The 16,726-nt window shown below is 63.9% G+C and carries 14 protein-coding genes; 2 read left to right on the top strand and 12 right to left on the bottom strand.

Translation table 11 applies throughout. The features are described 5' to 3' along the window. Positions 1–10: 10 nt before the first annotated feature. The 5 genes from rsmD to ACFP6B_RS07585 all read right to left on the bottom strand — a co-directional run bounded on the left by rsmD (position 11) and on the right by ACFP6B_RS07585 (position 6,334). Positions 11–571, bottom strand: a complete 561-nt coding sequence (rsmD, locus tag ACFP6B_RS07605) for a 16S rRNA (guanine(966)-N(2))-methyltransferase RsmD (RefSeq protein ID WP_377128896.1) — start codon at positions 569–571, stop codon at positions 11–13. A gap of 203 nt (positions 572–774) precedes the next feature. Then, on the bottom strand, positions 775–3,300 hold the full coding sequence (locus ACFP6B_RS07600) for an ATP-dependent DNA helicase RecG (RefSeq protein ID WP_377128893.1): 2,526 nt from the start codon (positions 3,298–3,300) through the stop codon (positions 775–777). Between the two features lie 29 nt (positions 3,301–3,329). After that, positions 3,330–4,301, bottom strand: a complete 972-nt coding sequence (locus ACFP6B_RS07595) for a DAK2 domain-containing protein (protein ID WP_377128890.1) — start codon at positions 4,299–4,301, stop codon at positions 3,330–3,332. Continuing rightward, complete coding sequence (thiL, locus tag ACFP6B_RS07590) at positions 4,282–5,325, bottom strand: thiamine-phosphate kinase (protein WP_377128887.1); 1,044 nt, start codon at positions 5,323–5,325, stop codon at positions 4,282–4,284. Before thiL ends, ACFP6B_RS07595 begins: the two co-directional genes overlap by 20 nt. A 7-nt stretch (positions 5,326–5,332) precedes the next feature. Further along, the gene (locus ACFP6B_RS07585; protein WP_377128885.1) at positions 5,333–6,334 is read right to left on the bottom strand and encodes a hypothetical protein; all 1,002 of its coding nucleotides are present in this window, start codon (positions 6,332–6,334) and stop codon (positions 5,333–5,335) included. A gap of 150 nt (positions 6,335–6,484) precedes the next feature. Here ACFP6B_RS07585 and ACFP6B_RS07580 point away from each other — a divergent pair, with 150 nt between their 5' ends. Continuing rightward, positions 6,485–7,012 carry a DUF3515 family protein gene (locus ACFP6B_RS07580; protein ID WP_377128882.1) on the top strand — a complete coding sequence of 176 codons (528 nt, stop codon included), beginning with the start codon at positions 6,485–6,487 and terminating at the stop codon, positions 7,010–7,012. Positions 7,013–7,114: 102 nt separating this feature from the next. On the opposite strand, the gene ACFP6B_RS07575 is transcribed toward ACFP6B_RS07580, so the two are convergent. The 6 genes from ACFP6B_RS07575 to leuC all read right to left on the bottom strand — a co-directional run bounded on the left by ACFP6B_RS07575 (position 7,115) and on the right by leuC (position 13,778). After that, positions 7,115–8,242 carry a D-alanine--D-alanine ligase family protein gene (locus tag ACFP6B_RS07575; protein WP_377128879.1) on the bottom strand — a complete coding sequence of 376 codons (1,128 nt, stop codon included), beginning with the start codon at positions 8,240–8,242 and terminating at the stop codon, positions 7,115–7,117. Positions 8,243–8,282: 40 nt separating this feature from the next. Then, positions 8,283–9,374, bottom strand: coding sequence for an NAD(P)H-dependent glycerol-3-phosphate dehydrogenase (locus ACFP6B_RS07570; RefSeq protein WP_377128876.1), 1,092 nt, complete (start codon positions 9,372–9,374; stop codon positions 8,283–8,285). A 22-nt stretch (positions 9,375–9,396) separates the two neighbouring features. Continuing rightward, entirely contained in the window at positions 9,397–10,170 is a 774-nt protein-coding gene (locus ACFP6B_RS07565) for a lysophospholipid acyltransferase family protein (protein WP_377128874.1), read from the bottom strand. Between the two features lies 1 nt (position 10,171). Continuing rightward, positions 10,172–11,494: a UDP-N-acetylglucosamine 1-carboxyvinyltransferase gene (gene murA / locus ACFP6B_RS07560; RefSeq protein WP_237204480.1), complete on the bottom strand. Its 1,323-nt coding sequence runs from the start codon at positions 11,492–11,494 to the stop codon at positions 10,172–10,174. Positions 11,495–11,713: 219 nt separating this feature from the next. Continuing rightward, a complete protein-coding gene (gene leuD / locus ACFP6B_RS07555) occupies positions 11,714–12,307 on the bottom strand; it encodes a 3-isopropylmalate dehydratase small subunit (RefSeq protein WP_377128870.1) in 594 nt (197 codons plus the stop codon). 49 nt (positions 12,308–12,356) lie between these two features. Continuing rightward, positions 12,357–13,778: a 3-isopropylmalate dehydratase large subunit gene (gene leuC / locus ACFP6B_RS07550; protein WP_377128866.1), complete on the bottom strand. Its 1,422-nt coding sequence runs from the start codon at positions 13,776–13,778 to the stop codon at positions 12,357–12,359. 219 nt (positions 13,779–13,997) lie between these two features. Between leuC and ACFP6B_RS07545 the strand changes: the two genes are divergently transcribed. Then, positions 13,998–14,714, top strand: a complete 717-nt coding sequence (locus tag ACFP6B_RS07545) for an IclR family transcriptional regulator (protein WP_135013841.1) — start codon at positions 13,998–14,000, stop codon at positions 14,712–14,714. 295 nt (positions 14,715–15,009) lie between these two features. On the opposite strand, the gene ACFP6B_RS07540 is transcribed toward ACFP6B_RS07545, so the two are convergent. After that, the gene (locus tag ACFP6B_RS07540; RefSeq protein WP_377128862.1) at positions 15,010–16,725 is read right to left on the bottom strand and encodes a dynamin family protein; all 1,716 of its coding nucleotides are present in this window, start codon (positions 16,723–16,725) and stop codon (positions 15,010–15,012) included. Position 16,726 lies beyond the last annotated feature (1 nt).

Raw genomic sequence — 16,726 nt, 5'->3', positions numbered from 1 at the left:
CCACCCTAAACTAGACGGCGGGCTCCACATAATAGAGCACGGTCTCACCGTATTTTTTCTCGGCAAACTTTTCAAGGCCTTCGGGCCAGGCGGGCTCGTCGGTGCGGGAGGCCCGTTCAACCACCACCACCGCTCCCTCGGTCAGGCGGGGCGCCAGCAGGGCCAGCAAATCTTCGAGCTCGCTGTTGGTCACGGCGTAGGGCGGGTCAATAAAGACCAGGTCCCAGGCGGACGCCCCCGCCGAAAGGTAGGTGCGGGCCGTCATCTTATGCACGCGAGCAGTTCCGCTAGCGCTCTTCCCCACAGCCGCGATATTTTTCTCGATGACGGCAACAGCCTTGGGGTAGTGATCTACGAAGTCTACGTGGGCGGCCCCGCGCGAAAGGGCTTCACAGCCCAGGGCTCCTGAGCCACCAAAGAGGTCGAGGGCGCGTACGCCGTCCAGCATGTTGTAGGTATCCAGGCGAGAGAAGAGGGCTTCTTTAACCCGGTCGGTGGTGGGGCGGGTGTTATCACCGGGGACATTCGCTAGGCGCAGACCGCCTGCGGCTCCTGCAATAATGCGGCTCATTCGGCTGCGCTCCGCTCGTAGTAGAAGTTGGGACTGTTTCAAGGGTACCGGTAGGACTGGTGAGAACAAAGAGAAGGTTAGGTATGGGTGACTGGTGGCGGAAGGCCCGCCGGGTACTTGAGTTGACCGCATTTATTCTGGTTTACCCGCAACTAGTTGCGGGTAAACCAGAATAAATGCGGGGCCTTCGTCTTTGTCCGAGCCTAACCGCGCCCCAGGAAGGCCTCGCGGTCGGCGTCGAGGGCCCGGTCGATGGTGCGGGCCAGGTCGGGGTGTTTGGCCAGGGTGGGGTCAGCCTCAATAATTCCAAAGGCGTCCTGCCGGGCCCGCTCAATAAGCTTGGCATCGGTCAGGGCACGCAGCAGCTTGAGGGTGGACTTCTTCCCTGACTGGGCAGCACCGAGAATATCGCCTTCGCGCCGCTGCTCCAGGTCAACCCGCGAAAGCTCGAAGCCGTCGGTGGTAGCCGCTACCGCTGCCAGTCGCTCCCGACTGACGCCGTCCGCCGGCTGCTTGGTGACCAGCAGGCAGGTGCCGGGCAGGGAGCCGCGGCCGATGCGTCCGCGCAGCTGGTGGAGGCCAGAAATACCGAAGCGGTCGGCGTCCATGATAATCATGAGGGTCGCATTGGGCACGTTGACGCCCACCTCAATCACGGTGGTCGAGACCAGCAGGTCAATACGACCGGCTGAGAACTCGGTCATGACCCGGTTTTTCTCGGCGGTATCCATGCGCCCGTGCAGACCCTCGATGCGCACCCCGGCCAGGGCGGGGACGTCCTCGAGCTCCTCCAGGGTGCTCTCGACCGAAGCCAGCGAACCGCGGGCGCTCTCCCCCGCCGCCGCCTGGGACCCCAGCCCCTTACCGGTGAGGCCACCTGCCCCGAAGAGGGTCTGACCAGCCTCAGCATCACCGGGAGTATCGGCCCCGCCAATTTTGGGCACCACCACATAAACCTGGTGCCCGGCGTCAATTTCTTCGCGGGCGCGGGCCCAGATGCGGTCGGCCCAGCGGGGGTGCTCTGCCAGCGGCACCACGTGGGTGGTAATTTTTTGGCGGCCGGCCGGTAGCTGATCAAGCACCGAGGTATCGAGATCGCCAAAGACGGTCATGGCGACGGTACGGGGTATGGGGGTGGCGGTCATGACCAGCCGGTGGGGCAGCTCCCCGCCGGGACCGCGCAGGGCATCGCGCTGTTCAACGCCAAAGCGGTGCTGCTCATCGACCACGACCAGCCCGAGGTCGGCAAAGGTCACCGAGTCTCCGAGCAGGGCGTGGGTACCAATGACGATGTCTGCCTCACCCGAGGCGATAGCCAGCAGGGCTTCCCGTTTAGCCTTGGTTTTGAGGGAGGCGGTCAGCAGCACGACGCGGACGCCCGCCCCGGAGCTGTCCTGAGGGGCCAGCATATCGCCCAAAATCTCGCAGACCGACCGGTAGTGCTGTTCAGCCAGCACCTCGGTGGGGGCCAGCATTGCCGACTGGGCACCGTTATCTGCCACCTGCAGCATGGCGCGCAGGGCCACTACGGTTTTACCCGAGCCTACGTCCCCCTGGAGCAGGCGGTTCATGGGGGAAGAGCTGGCCAGGTCAGAGCGGATTTCTGCACCCACGGCCTGCTGGCCCTCGGTCAGCTGATAGGGCAGGGCTTCTAGTAGGGCGTCCGCGAAACCGCCCTCTACATAGGGGCGGGCAACGGTCTGGTGGGCGGCTCGGGCTGCACGAATACGGGCAAGAGCGGCCTGCAGCACGAAGGCCTCGCGGTAGCGCAGGGAGTGGTGGGCTGCCCGCCAGGTTTCTTCGGTATCGGGGGTGTGCACGGCCCGGTAGGTCCATTCCAGGGAGGGAATCTTGCGGCTCTTGCGCACGGTAAAGGGGACGGGGTCTTCGAGCTCCTTGAGGTTGATGCGCTCAATCAGGGTCTCGATGGCTGCGGCCACCTTATCGGTGGGGAACTTGGGGCTGGCCTTATAGACCGGTATGGGGGCGGACGCCCGCGCGGCGGCCCGCTCTATCGCTTCGGCGCTGGCGCCGGGGGCGGCGGCCAGTTCTTTTCCGGCGATGACGGCGTAGTGGGGGTTGGTCAGGGTGATTTCGCCCCGGTAGGAGCCCACCTTGCCCGAGAACATGACCTGGTCGCCCTCGTGAATGTCTCGGGCTGCAGTCCAGGCGTTGAAGAAGCTCAGGGTCATGGTGCCGCTGGCTGTCAGCGAGTAGGGTTCGGGGGCGTAGCCGCCAAAGATGTCTCCCAGCTGGTAGCTGGGCTGGGTGCCCGGTAGCTGGGTGTCGGTGGAACCCCCTGCGCTACCGTGCAGGCGGGGGTTGGTGTAGCCCCGGGTGTAGGACGCCGGTGGGGCCGCTCCCCGGTAGGCGTTGGGGTTAGGGGGTTGCCAGGCGGGCTCGGGCTGGCCAACCTGATCTAGCTGGTCGGTGATGGTGATTTCTGTGATGGACCCGCGGCGCGATGCCATCTGGCGGGTGGTCACCCGCACTACCCTGGCGACGATGGTAGCTTCGGTGCCTTCGACCAGGGATGAGAAGGGGGTGAGTTCCCCGCGCGGCAGGTACTTGCGGGGGTAGTAGTCCAGGGCCTGCCCCACGGTTTCTAGCCCCAGGTGGGTCTTAAAGGACTTGGCCAGGGTCGCCCCCAGGTAGTCGGTCAGGGGGGCGTTATCCAGGCGGTCTTCTGCGGCGTAGCGGGCCAGGGCGTCCTTTGCCTGCTCGCTCAATTCCGGGGTCTTTCGTTTACGGGCTGCCATTAGGGGGTGGGCTCCCGGTGGGTGTCCTGATGGGCGGGGTCATCCAGGGAGGTGGTTCGCACGTTGAGGGGATTGCCCGTAGCGCGGAGGAGGGCCAGGGCGTCCTCGGACTCGGGGACGTGCACGTGGATAGCCCACAGGGCCTCGTTCCCGGCTTCGACCTGGGCAATGGAGACCGAGTCCCCGACCGTCTCCAGGGCGCTGCGCAGCTGGGTTACTTCAAGCACGGGCAGATAAATCTCGCACATGACCTCGATGCAGGGCTCCCCTGCCGAGCGCTGCCGAGTGCTTCGGGTCGGTAAGGACGCCGCCCCCACTTGGAGCAGGTCGCGGTAGGTGGCCTGTGGGGCGGCCCCCAGTAGCTCTGTTGCCAGGGCAACTAAGACCAGGTGCAGGCCCAGAGCTCCGGAATCAACCCAGCCGTTTCGGGCGTGGTCTGCCTGAGCGGTAGCTCGCAGGGCGGTTTCTGAGGTGGCTAGTAGATGGGTGAGGTAGACCTGCCAGGGGTCCTCTTCATCGGTAGGATCTGGCAGCGGGCAGGTGGCTAGAGCTTGCATGAGGGTCAGCATGGTGCCATCGGCGGGCTGGCTGAGGGCAGCGGACGCCTGTTGGGCTCCGCGTTCCCAGGCGGCGGTGAGCCCCCTAGGAGTAAGAGGCTGCACCGGGGACGGTGCTAGGTGCCCGGCCTCCCCCAGCTCTTCTGCCAGTCCCAACAGCCACACAGCGAGCAGGGTTCCAGAGTTGCCTCTGGCCCCGCGCAGGGCTGCACGCGCGGCAAGAGCTAGGGTGGGTTCGTTCGCCATTCCAGCGGTGTCGGCAGCCCGCCCCAGGGTAGCTACCATGTTAGCCCCGGTATCGGCGTCAGCCACCGGAAAAACGTTGATGCGGTTGAGAAGGGATCGGTGCTCCATCAGCTGGGTGCGAGCGCGCAGCAGCCAGTTCAGCCACCAGTCAGCGGGAACCTGCCTCAAAGTGATCCCATCCTTTCGCGGTGTAGGTGCGGCCATCGACGGTGATGCCTTCTCCGGCCTGTACCCTACCAATTCTAGTAAATCCGGGAGGTATCTGCTCAGGTGGGCAGGTGCCCAGTAGGCCGTGGTCTTCGCCCCCGGTTAAGAGCCAGCGCAGGGCCAGGGACTCGACCTGAGCTGGGTTTTCACCGCCCAGCAGGCCGGCGGCGGGGCGGACTACTTCAAGCCAGGGATCCAGAGACGCTGAATCCAGGTCGAGGGCGACTCCGGACGCTGAGGCTATCCGCCCGCCGTCGCACACCAGCCCGTCAGAGACGTCCATGAGGGAGGTCAGGTAGGGGGCGCCCTCCGGCCCCAGGTAAAGGGGCGAGCGGGGGCGCTGCTGGGCGCGGACGCAGGCGGTCAGCTCTTCAGTGGCGGTGAAGGGGTCTGAGTCGAGCAGGGCTAGGCCAGCAGCTGCGGTGCCCAGGGCGCCAGCGAAGACCACGGCGTCCCCGGGGCGGGCCCCGCTTCGAGTAATGGGCCGGTAAGTCAGGCCCACGGCGGTGACCGTTACCGAGATTTCGCTGCCGGAGCCCATATCGCCGCCGGCAATTGTGCAGGTGGTAGCCCCCTGGGCAGTGCAGGATTCGGTGAGGCCCCGGGCAAAGTCCTGCACCCAGCTCACGGGGGTATCGGGAGTCAGGGTAAGGGACACCAGCAGGGTGACCGGGGTGGCCCCCATAGCTGCGATATCGGCAAGGTTCTGGGTGGCGGCCTTCCAGCCCACCTCATACCCGCCGGTGGTGTAGCCCGAGGGCCAGCTGCGGCGGAAGTCCTGGTTTTCGGTTTGGGTGTCGGTGCTCATGACGGTCAGCCCGCCCCGCAGATCGAGGGCAGCAGAGTCGTCCCCCGGCCCCAGTACCAGGGCGCCGGGAGCACCCAGTCTGGCGCGGACGTCCTCCGCCCGCTCATTGTGCTCAGCCAGAACAGGCATAAACAGGGCAAGAAGCTGGCCCTCACTCACCTGGGCAACGGTCTGCATAGGGCTCCTAGTTCCGGGGCGCGCGGTTACGCCAGACAAAGTTAAAGACCACTAGGGCCAGGCCTGCTGTGGCAATACCCGTAAAAATCAGCAGGGGGCGGGCACCGTTCATAATGGTATTGCCGCGCTGGAAGATACTCCCCCCGGTCACCGCCCCGGCCTGGTGCCCCTGGGCCTCTGCCCCGGCGACACCGGCGGCCTGGTTGGGGTCGGCTGATGAGGGTCTGTTCCCCTGGGCCCCCGACACGTTCAAAAAGCCCTCCACCCACTCAGGTGCCCCCGCGTACCCGGGGCTCTGCTGGCTACTTGAGAAAATACCTAGCACGGTTCCGTCTACCGGTGAAGTTTCCAGCAGGCTGGTATCGGCGTCCATCCGGGTCGGGTCCTGGGCCCCAGCGACGCTGTTGCCCAGGGTTGAGGGCACGAAGGCCCCCTGGCCCGGTACCGCAGCTTCACTGCCCCCGCTTTGGCCCGTACCGGCGGACGGCTGGGCCGAGGGGTCGGCGGCGGGAAGGCTGGGCAGCCCAGCAGCTCCTCCGGTCACATCCGGGGCGGACGTCTCCCCCGGCGGTACCGGAACCACGATGACCGACTCGCTGGGGGCAGGAACCGGCTCAGGATCAGCCGAAGGCACCGGGTCGCTGGTGGGTTCTGGTGCCGGGCTAGATGGCGCAGGCGAACTAGGTTCAGGTGCGGGGCTTGTCGGCTCCGCACTCGTAGGCTCAGGGCTAGGAGCCTCCGGTGTGGGAGTCTCAGGTGTGGGTGTTTCGGGGCTGGGCGATTCAGTAGCACTAGGGGCGACTGTGACCTCCAGGCTGGGGCTCTCGCTCGGGCTCTCACCCACCGACGGTGTGCTGGTGGGTGTGGAACTTGTAGGGGCGGGGCTTTCTGTCGGGTCAGCGGCAAAAGCGCTCTGGGGGCCGGTCAGAACCTGCCCGGCAAGCAAGGCAAGGGGAGCTAGTGTCACGGCAAGAGCCGTTCCCGCCGCATAATAGGTCTTCTGCTTCATAGCCCCTCCTTCCATCGCTCATATCCAGGCAGTCTTGTTCGGTTACCTGCCCCGGCTAAACTCTACCCCTACCCTACCGAATCTGCTCTCCCCCGGCTAGCGCCCCTCACCACCGGCGTCCTACCACAACGAAAGTTATACAATAGCCAGGTGAGAACACCGCGCAAACCCCTTATCCTTTTACTGACCGCTCTAGGCCTGACCGGTTGCGGGACAGGTGCCGTCAACCTTGAACCGGCCCCAGACGCCGCTAACCCCACCTGCGCCTACGCCCTGGTTGCTATGCCCGATACCGTAAGCGGCCTGGCTCAGCGCGAAACCACCGCCCAGGCCACCACCGCCTGGGGCGACCCCAGCACCGTCATCCTCAAGTGCGGGGTCGAGCTCGGCACAGCCCCCGTCTCAGATACCTGTGTCTCGGTCAACGGCGTTGACTGGATCGTCAAGCCCGCCGACGAAGAACTCGCCGCTGCCGCCGAGCAAACTGCCACCGGCACCTGGGTCGCCGAAACCTTCGGTCGTGACCCCGCCGTGCAGGTAACCTTCGACGCTGACCGGGTCTCGTCCTCCACCGTCCTTGCAGAACTATCGTCGGCCGTCGCCCAGATACCCCAGCAGATGCAGTGCACCAATGTCGATGACACCCTTACCGGTGTCGACAGCGGCACCGGCAGCTAAACAAGAAACCCCCGTAAGCGAAAACCCCCGCTACCATCTCAGGTAGCGGGGGTTTCGTTGACATCTAGAAGCAGGGGCTTACCCCAGTGCCAGTGAGGGCTCCTATCGCAGGCCCAGGGGGCGCTCCAGGGCCAGGGAAATCAGCTCGTCAATCAGCTCGCCGTAGGGCAGGCCGGTGTTCTCCCACATGGTCTTATACATGGAAATCGGGGTAAAGCCGGGCATGGTATTCACTTCGTTAATCACCAGGCGGCCGTCCTCGGTGTAGAAGAAGTCAGCCCGGCACAGGCCCTCACCGTCAACGGCCAGGAATGCCTCAACAGCTAGCTGGCGCATGCGCTCAGAAACCTCAGCGGGCAGGTCAGCCGGGCAGCGGGTCTCAGCCGAAGTCTTCGACACGTACTTGGCCTCAAAATCATAGAAACCGTGCTGCTCATCAACCACCACAATCTCACCGGGGTAGGACGCCCGGGGCAGCTCAGAACGGTGCCCGTCAAGCACAGCACACTCAATCTCACGGCCCACGATACCGGCCTCAATCACCAGCTTGGGATCATGTGCCTGGGCCTCGGCAATCGCCGCATCGAGCTGGTCCGCCGAATCAACCTTGGTAATACCGAAGGACGAACCCGCACGAGCAGGCTTCACAAAGACCGGGTAGCCCAGTTTTTCGATGCGTTCGCGGGCACCAGCCTGGTCAAGCACCCACTGGCGGTGGGTCACAACCTCGTAGGGCCCAACCTCAAGACCTGCGGCCTCGAAGGCCACCTTCATAAAGTGCTTATCCATGCCGATAGCAGATGAAGCTACGCCGCAGCCCACGTACTTCAAATCTGCCATTTCCAGCAGGCCCTGCACGGTGCCGTCCTCGCCGAAGGGGCCGTGGAGCAGGGGGAAGACCACATCAATTGCCGGACCCAGCTCAACGCTGGTGGCTTCGGCGGAGTCAATCAGGCGCAGGCGGTTGTCGCCGCCGCCCAGGGGCAGGAAGACCTGCTTGCCCTCAGCGGGGAACTCTGCCAAGGCGGTAGCCTCGGTCAGCTCGACCAGGGCCGCCTCGTCGGTCAGGTACCAGCGGCCGTCCTTAGTGATACCGATAGTAACCACGTCGTACTTGTCGTGGTCGATAGCCCCGAGTACGCCTCGGGCGGTAATCAGTGAGATGGAGTGCTCGGACGAGCGCCCACCGCACAGCAGGGCGACGGTAGGTTTGGTGCTGGTTTCGGTCATAACGTCCTTTGGTTTCGTGCGGGGCTCAGCCCCGTCTGCCCTAGCTGGCTGCCGGGGTGCTTTCCTCAGATTTGAGGGAGCGGCCCAGCAGGGCGGGGGCTAATTCTTCAACTGATATTCTACGGTCGAGCACGGCGGTGACCGCTTCGGTGATGGGCATTTCTACCCCTACTTTTCGCGCGAGTTCTGCCACAACGGGAGCTGATTTGATGGACTCGGCGGTCTGGGTCATGACAGTGTGTAGCTGGTCTGGGGCAATCCCCTCAGCCAGGAGCCGACCGGCGGTATGGTTACGGGAGAGGGGCGAAGCGCAGGTGGCAATCAGGTCGCCCATTCCTGCCAGGCCGCTCATAGTTTCGCTCTTACCGCCAAGGGCCAGAGCGAGGCGGGTCGTCTCAGCCAATCCACGGGTCATGACCGAGGCCTTGGAGTTATCACCGTACTGCTTACCCTCACACATGCCTACGCACAGGGCAATCACGTTTTTGACCAGGCCACCAATTTCAACGCCAACGATATCGGTGTTGGTATAGGGGCGGAAGTAGTCGGCAGCGCAGACGGCGGCAATCTGCCGGGCGGTTTCCTCGCTTTGAGCAGCAACCACGCTGGTAGTGGGCTGCTCCGCGATAATCTCCTTGGCCAGGTTGGGGCCAGAGAGCACAGTAACCCGCCCGGGCACAGCCTCAATCGCTTCCGGCTCAGCGCCGCTGGCAATAAGGTGCCCCTGAAGTACCTCGACCATGACCTCGCTCATGCGCAGGCCTGTACCCATTTCTAGGCCCTTGGCCAGAGATACCAGCAGGGCGTCTGGCTCCATCAGGGGTGCAAAAACCTCAAGCTGGGAACGCAGCACCTGGGCCGGAACGGCCAGGACCACAATGCTAGCCCCGGTCAGAGCCTCAGCGGCATCTGCGGTCATCACCATGCTGTCGGGGAGCTTCACCCCGGGGAAGTAGCCCTCATTGGTGCGGCTCTCTTGCATGGCTGCCATCGTAGTGGGATTACGCCCCCACAGCACAACCTGCCGGTCGGTGCCTGAGCTGGTAGCGGCGTCCGCAAGAACCTTGGCAAAAGCGGTGCCCCAGCTACCTGCTCCAAGAACAGCGATTTTCTGGTGCTTCACATTGGTCATGGGTGCGGGCCTCCCCTAGCGGTTACTGGTCAGGTGACTGGCGGACGTCCAACACGGCGTTCCAGCGCCCGGCAGGGGCTTTCTCGCCGCGTAGGCCCTCAAGCAGGGCGGTGACGTCGTCGAGCATGCGGTTGGTGACGGCAGCCAGCTCGTCGTGGGTGTAGTGGGCACCGTCTTCGCGGTGCTGAACCAGGTCGCTGAAATCGACCGGGTCGCCCACCACAATCTTGACTTTCTTACGGGGCCAGCTGAAGCGGGGCTTGCCGCGGCGGGGCCAGAAGTCCTGATCGCCCCAGTGGGCTACCGGGTAGACCGGGGCGCCGGTGGCCAGGGCCAGGCGAGCTGCCCCCGATTTACCGGTCATGGGCCACATGTCGGGGTCCTTGGTCAGGGTGCCCTCGGGGAAGATAATGACCGCTCCCCCGGCGTCCAGAACATTCTGGGCAACCTCAAGGGACTGCCCTGCCCGGGCTGAGCCTCGGGCAACCGGGATGTGGGCGCACTGGCGCATGAGCCAGCCCAGCACCGGCACCCTAAACAGCGCTTCTTTGGCCAAGAACCGGGGCAGCACGCCCTCAAGAAAGAGGGGGTAGGCTGCGGTAATCGGGTCTACCACGGTCAGGTGGTTTGAGACCACGATAAACCCGCCGGTCTTGGGTAGCTTCTCCCGCCCCTCAATCTGCGCCTTCATGGGCAGGTTGTAGAGGGGTCGCAGGAGCGTACCGGCTACGGTGTAAACCGCGTCCCCCATCTTGGTGGGCTTGATATCACTCAAAGAAGCGCTGTTCTTGCTCATCTTAGGCAGTGACCTCGAAGTTAGCGCCCAGGGCGGTGAGCTTATCAACGAAGTGCTCGTAGCCGCGGGAGATCACAGAAACGCCGGTGACGTTTGAGGTGCCTTCAGCGGTCAGGGCAGCAATCACGTGGGAGAAGCCACCGCGCAGGTCGGGCACGTTGATGTCGGCCCCATGCAGGGGGGTCTTACCGGTGATGATGGCTGAGTGCTTGAAGTTCTGGTGGCCGAAGCGGCAGGGGGTGGGGCCCAGGCAGTCCTTGTGCAGCTGCACGGTAGCGCCCATACGAACCAGGGCGTCGGTGAAGCCAAAGCGGTTCTCGTAGACGGTCTCATGAACAACAGAGACGCCCTTAGCCTGGGTCATGGCGACAACCAGGGGCTGCTGCCAGTCGGTCATGAAGCCGGGGTGTACGTTGGTTTCAACGAAGAGGGGGTTCAGGTCACCGCCCTGGTGGAAGAAGCGGATGCCCTCGTCGGTGATGTCCAGGCCGCCGCCCAGCTTGCGGTAGACGTTGATGAAGGTGGAGAGGTCCTTCTGGTTGGCGTTGCGCACGAAGATATCGCCGCCGGTAGCCAGGGCTGCTGAAGCCCAGGAGGCTGATTCGTTGCGGTCGGGCATAGCCACGTGGTTGAAGCCGGTCAGCTCGTCGACGCCCTCAATGATAATCTGGCGGTCGGTTTCGACGGTGATGATGGCACCCATCTTCTGCAGGATAGCGATGAGGTCCATAATCTCGGGCTCAATAGCAGCGCCGGTCAGCTCGGTCTTGCCCTTGGCACGGGAAGCGGCCAGCAGAACCTGCTCGGTAGCGCCAACTGAGGGGTACTCCAGGTTGATCTGGGCACCCTTGAGACCGTCTGCGGGGGCCTTCATAGAGATACCGGTGGGCAGCTTCTCAATCTTGGCGCCGAACTTTTCGAGCACGCGCAGGTGCCAGTTGATGGGGCGGTCACCAATCTTGCAGCCACCCAGGTCGGGAATGAAGGCCTCACCGATAGTGTGCAGCAGGGGGCCACAGAGCAGAATCGGGATGCGGGAGTCGCCTGCGTGCACCTCAATGTCGGTGTGGTTGGCTACAGAGACCTTCGAAGGGTCCATGCGCAGCTCGCCGGCCTGCACGTTGTAGTCCACCGAAACGCCGTGCAGCTCAACCAGGTCGGTAACGACCTGTACGTCCTTGATTTCGGGAACGTTGCGGAGCACCGAGGGGGTGGAACCCAGCAGGGCGGCAACCATGGCCTTGGGGACCAGGTTCTTAGCACCGCGGACGTTTACCTCGCCCTTCAGAGGGGTGCCACCTTCAATACGCAGTGCGCTGACCATGTGTGTCCAATCGTCAAAACTATTAGGGTGTTGATTCGCGTTACTTTACGCGTCAATTCTCGTTTACCAACTTTACCCCACTTAGGTGCACTGGTTGTTGTACAGGCGGTGTTCTTAGCCATACCACAGCTTTTACTTATCTAGACGGGCCAGGCAGAACACCAAAAGGACGCCGGTGCTCGGGGCACGGCGTCCTTTGGGTTAAGCTGTAGGCTGGTTTTACAGCTGCTGGGTGCGGGGCAGCCAGGCGGGGCGCTTGGCCTCGTAGGCGGTGATGGCATCCTCGTGCTGTAGGGTGAGGCCGATGTCGTCCAGGCCTTCCATCAGGCGCCAGCGCACGTAGTCGTCAATCTGGAAGGGTACGGTCAAAGCGCCGACGGTGACGGTCTTGTCTTCCAGGTCAACGGTGACTTCGGTGCCGGGTTCGGCCTCTAGCTGCTTCCAGATCAGTTCGATGTTGTCCTGGTCTACCTGGGCGGCGACCAGTCCCTGCTTGCCGGAGTTACCGCGGAAGATGTCAGCGAAACGGGCTGAGATGACCACGCGGAAACCGTAGTCCTTGAGGGCCCAAACCGCGTGTTCGCGAGAGGAGCCGGTACCAAAGTCGGGGCCGGCAACCAGCACGGAACCCTGCTTGTAGGGTTCCTGGTTGAGGATGAAGTTTTCGTCCTTGCGCCAGCCTGCGAACAGGGCGTCGTCGAAGCCGGTCTTAGTGACGCGCTTGAGGTAGACAGCGGGGATAATCTGGTCGGTATCGACGTTGGAGGCGCGCAGGGGCACCCCGATGCCGGTGTGCTTCTTAATGGGTTCCATCAAAAATCCGTTTCCGCCCGATCAAGCCGGGCTAATGCGAGTGGGATGCTTAGAGGTCAGCCGGTAAGGACAGGGTACCGCGGATGGCGGTAGCGGCGGCAACCAGGGGTGAGACCAGGTGGGTGCGTCCGCCCTTACCCTGGCGTCCTTCAAAGTTGCGGTTGGAGGTCGAAGCGCAGCGTTCGCCGGGGGCCAGCTGGTCGGGGTTCATGCCCAGGCACATGGAGCAGCCGGCAAAACGCCAGTCGGCGCCGAAGTCCTTGAAAATCTGGTCCAGGCCCTCTTCTTCAGCCTGGGCTCGTACCTTCTGGGAGCCGGGGACGACCATCATGCGGACGCCCTCAGCCAGCTTCTGGCCCTTGACGATCTCGGCGGCAGCCCGCAGATCCTCGATGCGGGAGTTGGTGCAGGAACCCAGGAAGACTACGTCCACGGGGATGTCCTTCATGGGGGTACCTGCGGTCAGGTCCATGTATTCCAGGGCGCGGGCGGCAGCCTTCTGCTCGTTTTCGTCCTCGAAGTCCTCGGGGAAGGGCACAGCCTGGGAGAGGGGGACGCCCTGGCCCGGGTTGGTACCCCAGGTGACGAAGGGTTCAAGCTCGTCGGCATTGATGAAGACCTCGCGGTCAAAGGTAGCACCCTCGTCGGTGGGCAGAGTCTTCCAGTATTCGACGGCTGCGTCCCAGTTCTCACCGGTCGGTGCGTGGGGGCGGCCCTTGACGTATTCAAAGGTGGTCTCGTCGGGAGCAACCATGCCGGCGCGGGCACCGGCTTCAATGGACATGTTACAGATGGTCATGCGGCCCTCCATGGAGAGAGCACGGATAGCCGAGCCACGGTATTCCAGCACGTAGCCCTGGCCACCGCCGGTACCGATTTCGGCGATAACAGCCAGGATGATGTCCTTGGCGGTCACGCCGGGCTTGAGAGTGCCCTCAACGTTAATAGCCATGGTCTTGAAGGGGGCCAGGGGCAGGGTCTGGGTAGCCATCACGTGCTCCACCTCAGAGGTACCAATACCGAAGGCCAGGGCGCCGAAAGCGCCGTGGGTTGAGGTGTGGGAGTCACCGCAGACCACGGTCATGCCGGGCATGGTCAGACCCAGCTGGGGGCCCACCACGTGCACAATGCCCTGCTCTTTATCGCCCAGGGAGTGAATACGTACCCCAAATTCCTCAGCATTGCGACGCAGGGTTTCGATCTGGGTGCGGGAGGTCAGGTCAGCGATGGTGGAGAAGATGTTCTCGGTGGGAGTGTTGTGGTCCTCGGTGGCGATGGTGAGATCGAGGCGACGCAGGGGGCGGCCCTCAAGGCGCAGGCCCTCGAAAGCCTGGGGTGAGGTCACTTCGTGGACCAGATGCAGGTCGATGTAGAGCAGGTCGGGCTTGCCGTCTTCGCCGGGCACTACAGTGTGCGCGTCCCAAACCTTCTCTGCCAAGGTTCGCGGGGTATGGTCGGTAATACCAGCCATGTCGTCCTCCAAAAAATTTTCTCGTGATGCTTTAACAAGTGTGACGCGCCGAAGAAAATCTTTCCAATAAATGAACTTGCATATCAGCATATGAGAAGTCATGATAGGTTATACGGACACAATCCTCTTAGCTCTCAATCTTTCACACCCGAAAGGCCCCCACCGCACCATTCACCTGGGCCGCAGCCCGGCCCACGACCACAGGCGAAAGTTACCACCATGCAAGATAACCGCAGCTCAGGCGTCGGCGTCCTCGACAAAGCCGCCCACATTCTTGACTGCCTCGAAGCAGGCCCCGCCACCCTGTCCCAGCTCGTTGAAGCCACCGGGCTTGCCCGCCCCACGGCCCACCGACTGGCTGTTGCCCTCACCCACCATCGCCTGGTAGCCCGCGACGTTCAGGGCCGCTTCATGCTCGGCCCCCGCCTGGGCGAACTATCCAGCGCCGCCGGTGAAGACCGCCTGATTGCAGCCGCAGGCCCCGTGCTCAATAACCTGCGCAATGTCACCGGTGAGTCCTCCCAGGTCTTCCGCCGCCAGGGTGACTGGCGCGTCTGTGTGGCCTCCGCCGAGCGTCCTATCGGCCTGCGCGACACCATCCCGGTCGGCACCCAGCTTTCCATGAAGGCAGGCTCAGCCGCCCAGATTCTTACCGCCTGGGAAGATCACGCCCGCCTAGTCGAGGGCCTGCACAACGCCCGTTTCTCAGCCACCATGCTGGCAGCCGTCCGCCGCCGCGGCTGGGCCCAGTCCGTCGGCGAGCGCGAACGCGGTACCGCATCCGTTTCAGCGCCGGTGCGCTCCCCCTCTGGCAAGGTCATTGCGGCGGTCTCAATCTCGGGCCCCATCGAGCGCCTGACCCGCCAGCCCGGCCGCCTGCACGCCGAAGTAGTGTGCGAGGCTGCTGCTGCGCTGACTGAGGCGCTGCGTAGCTAGAACCTTCTTCGGCAGGGGTTACACAGGCTCGCGCTGGATGGAGCCCAGCAGATTCCGAGCGCGCGAGGAAAATAATCTGCGGGCGGAATAGGCGCAAGCCTGACCCTCACGCCCCGCCTTGCGGCGGATTCCGTTCGCTCTTGTGTGCTCGCGAGCTCGCACCCGCTCACTCCATCGAGCCAACAGCTTCGCTGCGAGCCTGCTTCACCCCTGACTTTTGAATAAGCCCCTTACTAAAATGCTGAAATACAGAAACTCCCCGCTCACCAGTTTCGGTGGGCGGGGAGTTTTTGTTTTATCGGGCCTCGTGCAGGGCCTGGCGGTAGCCCTGGAGGCGGGCTAGTTCGTCCTGCACGGGGGCGGTGACGCAGCGGGCTGCCACATCTGCCAGGTTTGTTTCGAGCTGGCGGCGGATGTTCTTGGCGTAGATGCGGTGCCCCACTGCTGCTAGCCCTCGGCCCAGGGCCGCGGTGAGTATGCCCAGTAAAATGCCGGTGGCTACGAGCAGGGTGGGCACGGGCAGGGGGAAGCCCTCGATGGTGGGCGGGTCGGGCAGCACAATCTGGAAGTAGCCTGCCATTGCCAGGCCGGTGAGCCAGAGCAGGCCCACAAGAGCCGTTGCCAGCCCGACCCACTGCAGGGCATTGAGCAGGTGCCACCACCAGCGCTTCTTCTGGGCGTCGTAGTGCACGGTGGCTGCGGCCCGCTCGATTTCGCCGGGGAGCTGGCCCTCGAAGGTTCTGGCTGCTGCCCTGATGGAGTGGCTCCAGGGCTCTTCCACACCGTCTGAGACGCTCGTGGCGAAGGTGCGCAGGGAGGTTGAGAGGGCCGCTTTCTGGGGAGCTCCTAGCGGTGGCAGGGAGGACTTAGAGATAGGCGCTCCGTCGTGGTCCTTGTGCAGGCCCAGGCGTTTGAGGGGGTCGCGTTTGATTTTGAGTAGCCAGCGGGTTGCAATCCAGCCGGTGGACGAGGCCGCGTGCAGCTTGTAGGAGTCCGCTGCGGCTTTGACCAGGGCTTCTGCACCCGAGGCAGTGTAGAAGTCGTCCTCGAGCCGGGTGGTTGCTGCGGCGGTGATGCCGGCGGGCTCTCCCCCGCCGTCCTGGGCAGCAAGGTCTGAGCGGACGCCCGCCAAATCGGCTTCGAGACGGGCAACCGCGGCGCTCTTGGCGACGGCCACCTGCCCGAGGATCTCTCGGAGGCGGGGTATCTGGTAGCCGGTGCGGGCTGAGACGCCCAGGGGGTCAGCAAGCAGGGTGGAGCTCAGCCCGTCCTGGGCCAGCAGGAGCTTGAGGGAGTCAAGTACTGCCGGGACCTCGGCTTCATCGAGCCTATCCACCTGGTTGAGCACGGCCAGGGTTACTGCCCCGTGGGCGGCCAGGGGCTGGATGAAGTCCTGGTGAATTACGGCGTCGGCATACTTTTGCGGGTCCATGACCCAGACCAGCACGTCCACGCACTCGGCCATTTTTTCAACGATGGCCCGGTTTGAGGCTTCTACCGAGTCGAAGTCGGGTAGGTCGAGCAGGATGAGCCCGCCGCTGGCCTGTTCGGTCTTGCCGGCTCCTACTGAGCGGCGAATCTTGTTCCACATGCCCACGGTGACCGGTACGTCGGCGCGGTTGAGGGCTTCTGCAGCTTGGGCGGGGTCTTCGTCCATGTAGGTACGGTTGGTTACGCCCAGCCAGTCCAGCAGGGGTTCTGCCCCTTCCTTACCCCAGATGGCAGCCTGGGCAGTGGAGGTGGTGGGGCGGCGGGCTGCGCTCTTGGCGATGTCTTTACCGACTACCGCGTTGAAGAGGGTGGACTTGCCCGAGCCGGTGGCCCCGAAGAAACCGATGACGGTGTGTTCGGCGGAGAGCTCCCGGCGGGCTGCTGCCCGGCCCAGGGTTGCGCGGGCGGCTTCGAGGGTTTCGGGGGCTACTCGTCCTTCGCCCAGGTCAAGCGCCTCGGTGAGGGCATCCAGGCGGGTGGCCAGGGCGGTGGTGGCGAAAGCTGTATCTGTGGTGGTCACG

This window comes from Rothia nasimurium (assembly GCF_042660305.1).
In the GTDB taxonomy this organism is placed as follows: Bacteria; Actinomycetota; Actinomycetes; order Actinomycetales; family Micrococcaceae; genus Rothia; species Rothia nasimurium.
This window is presented reverse-complemented; position numbering and strand designations above follow the sequence as displayed.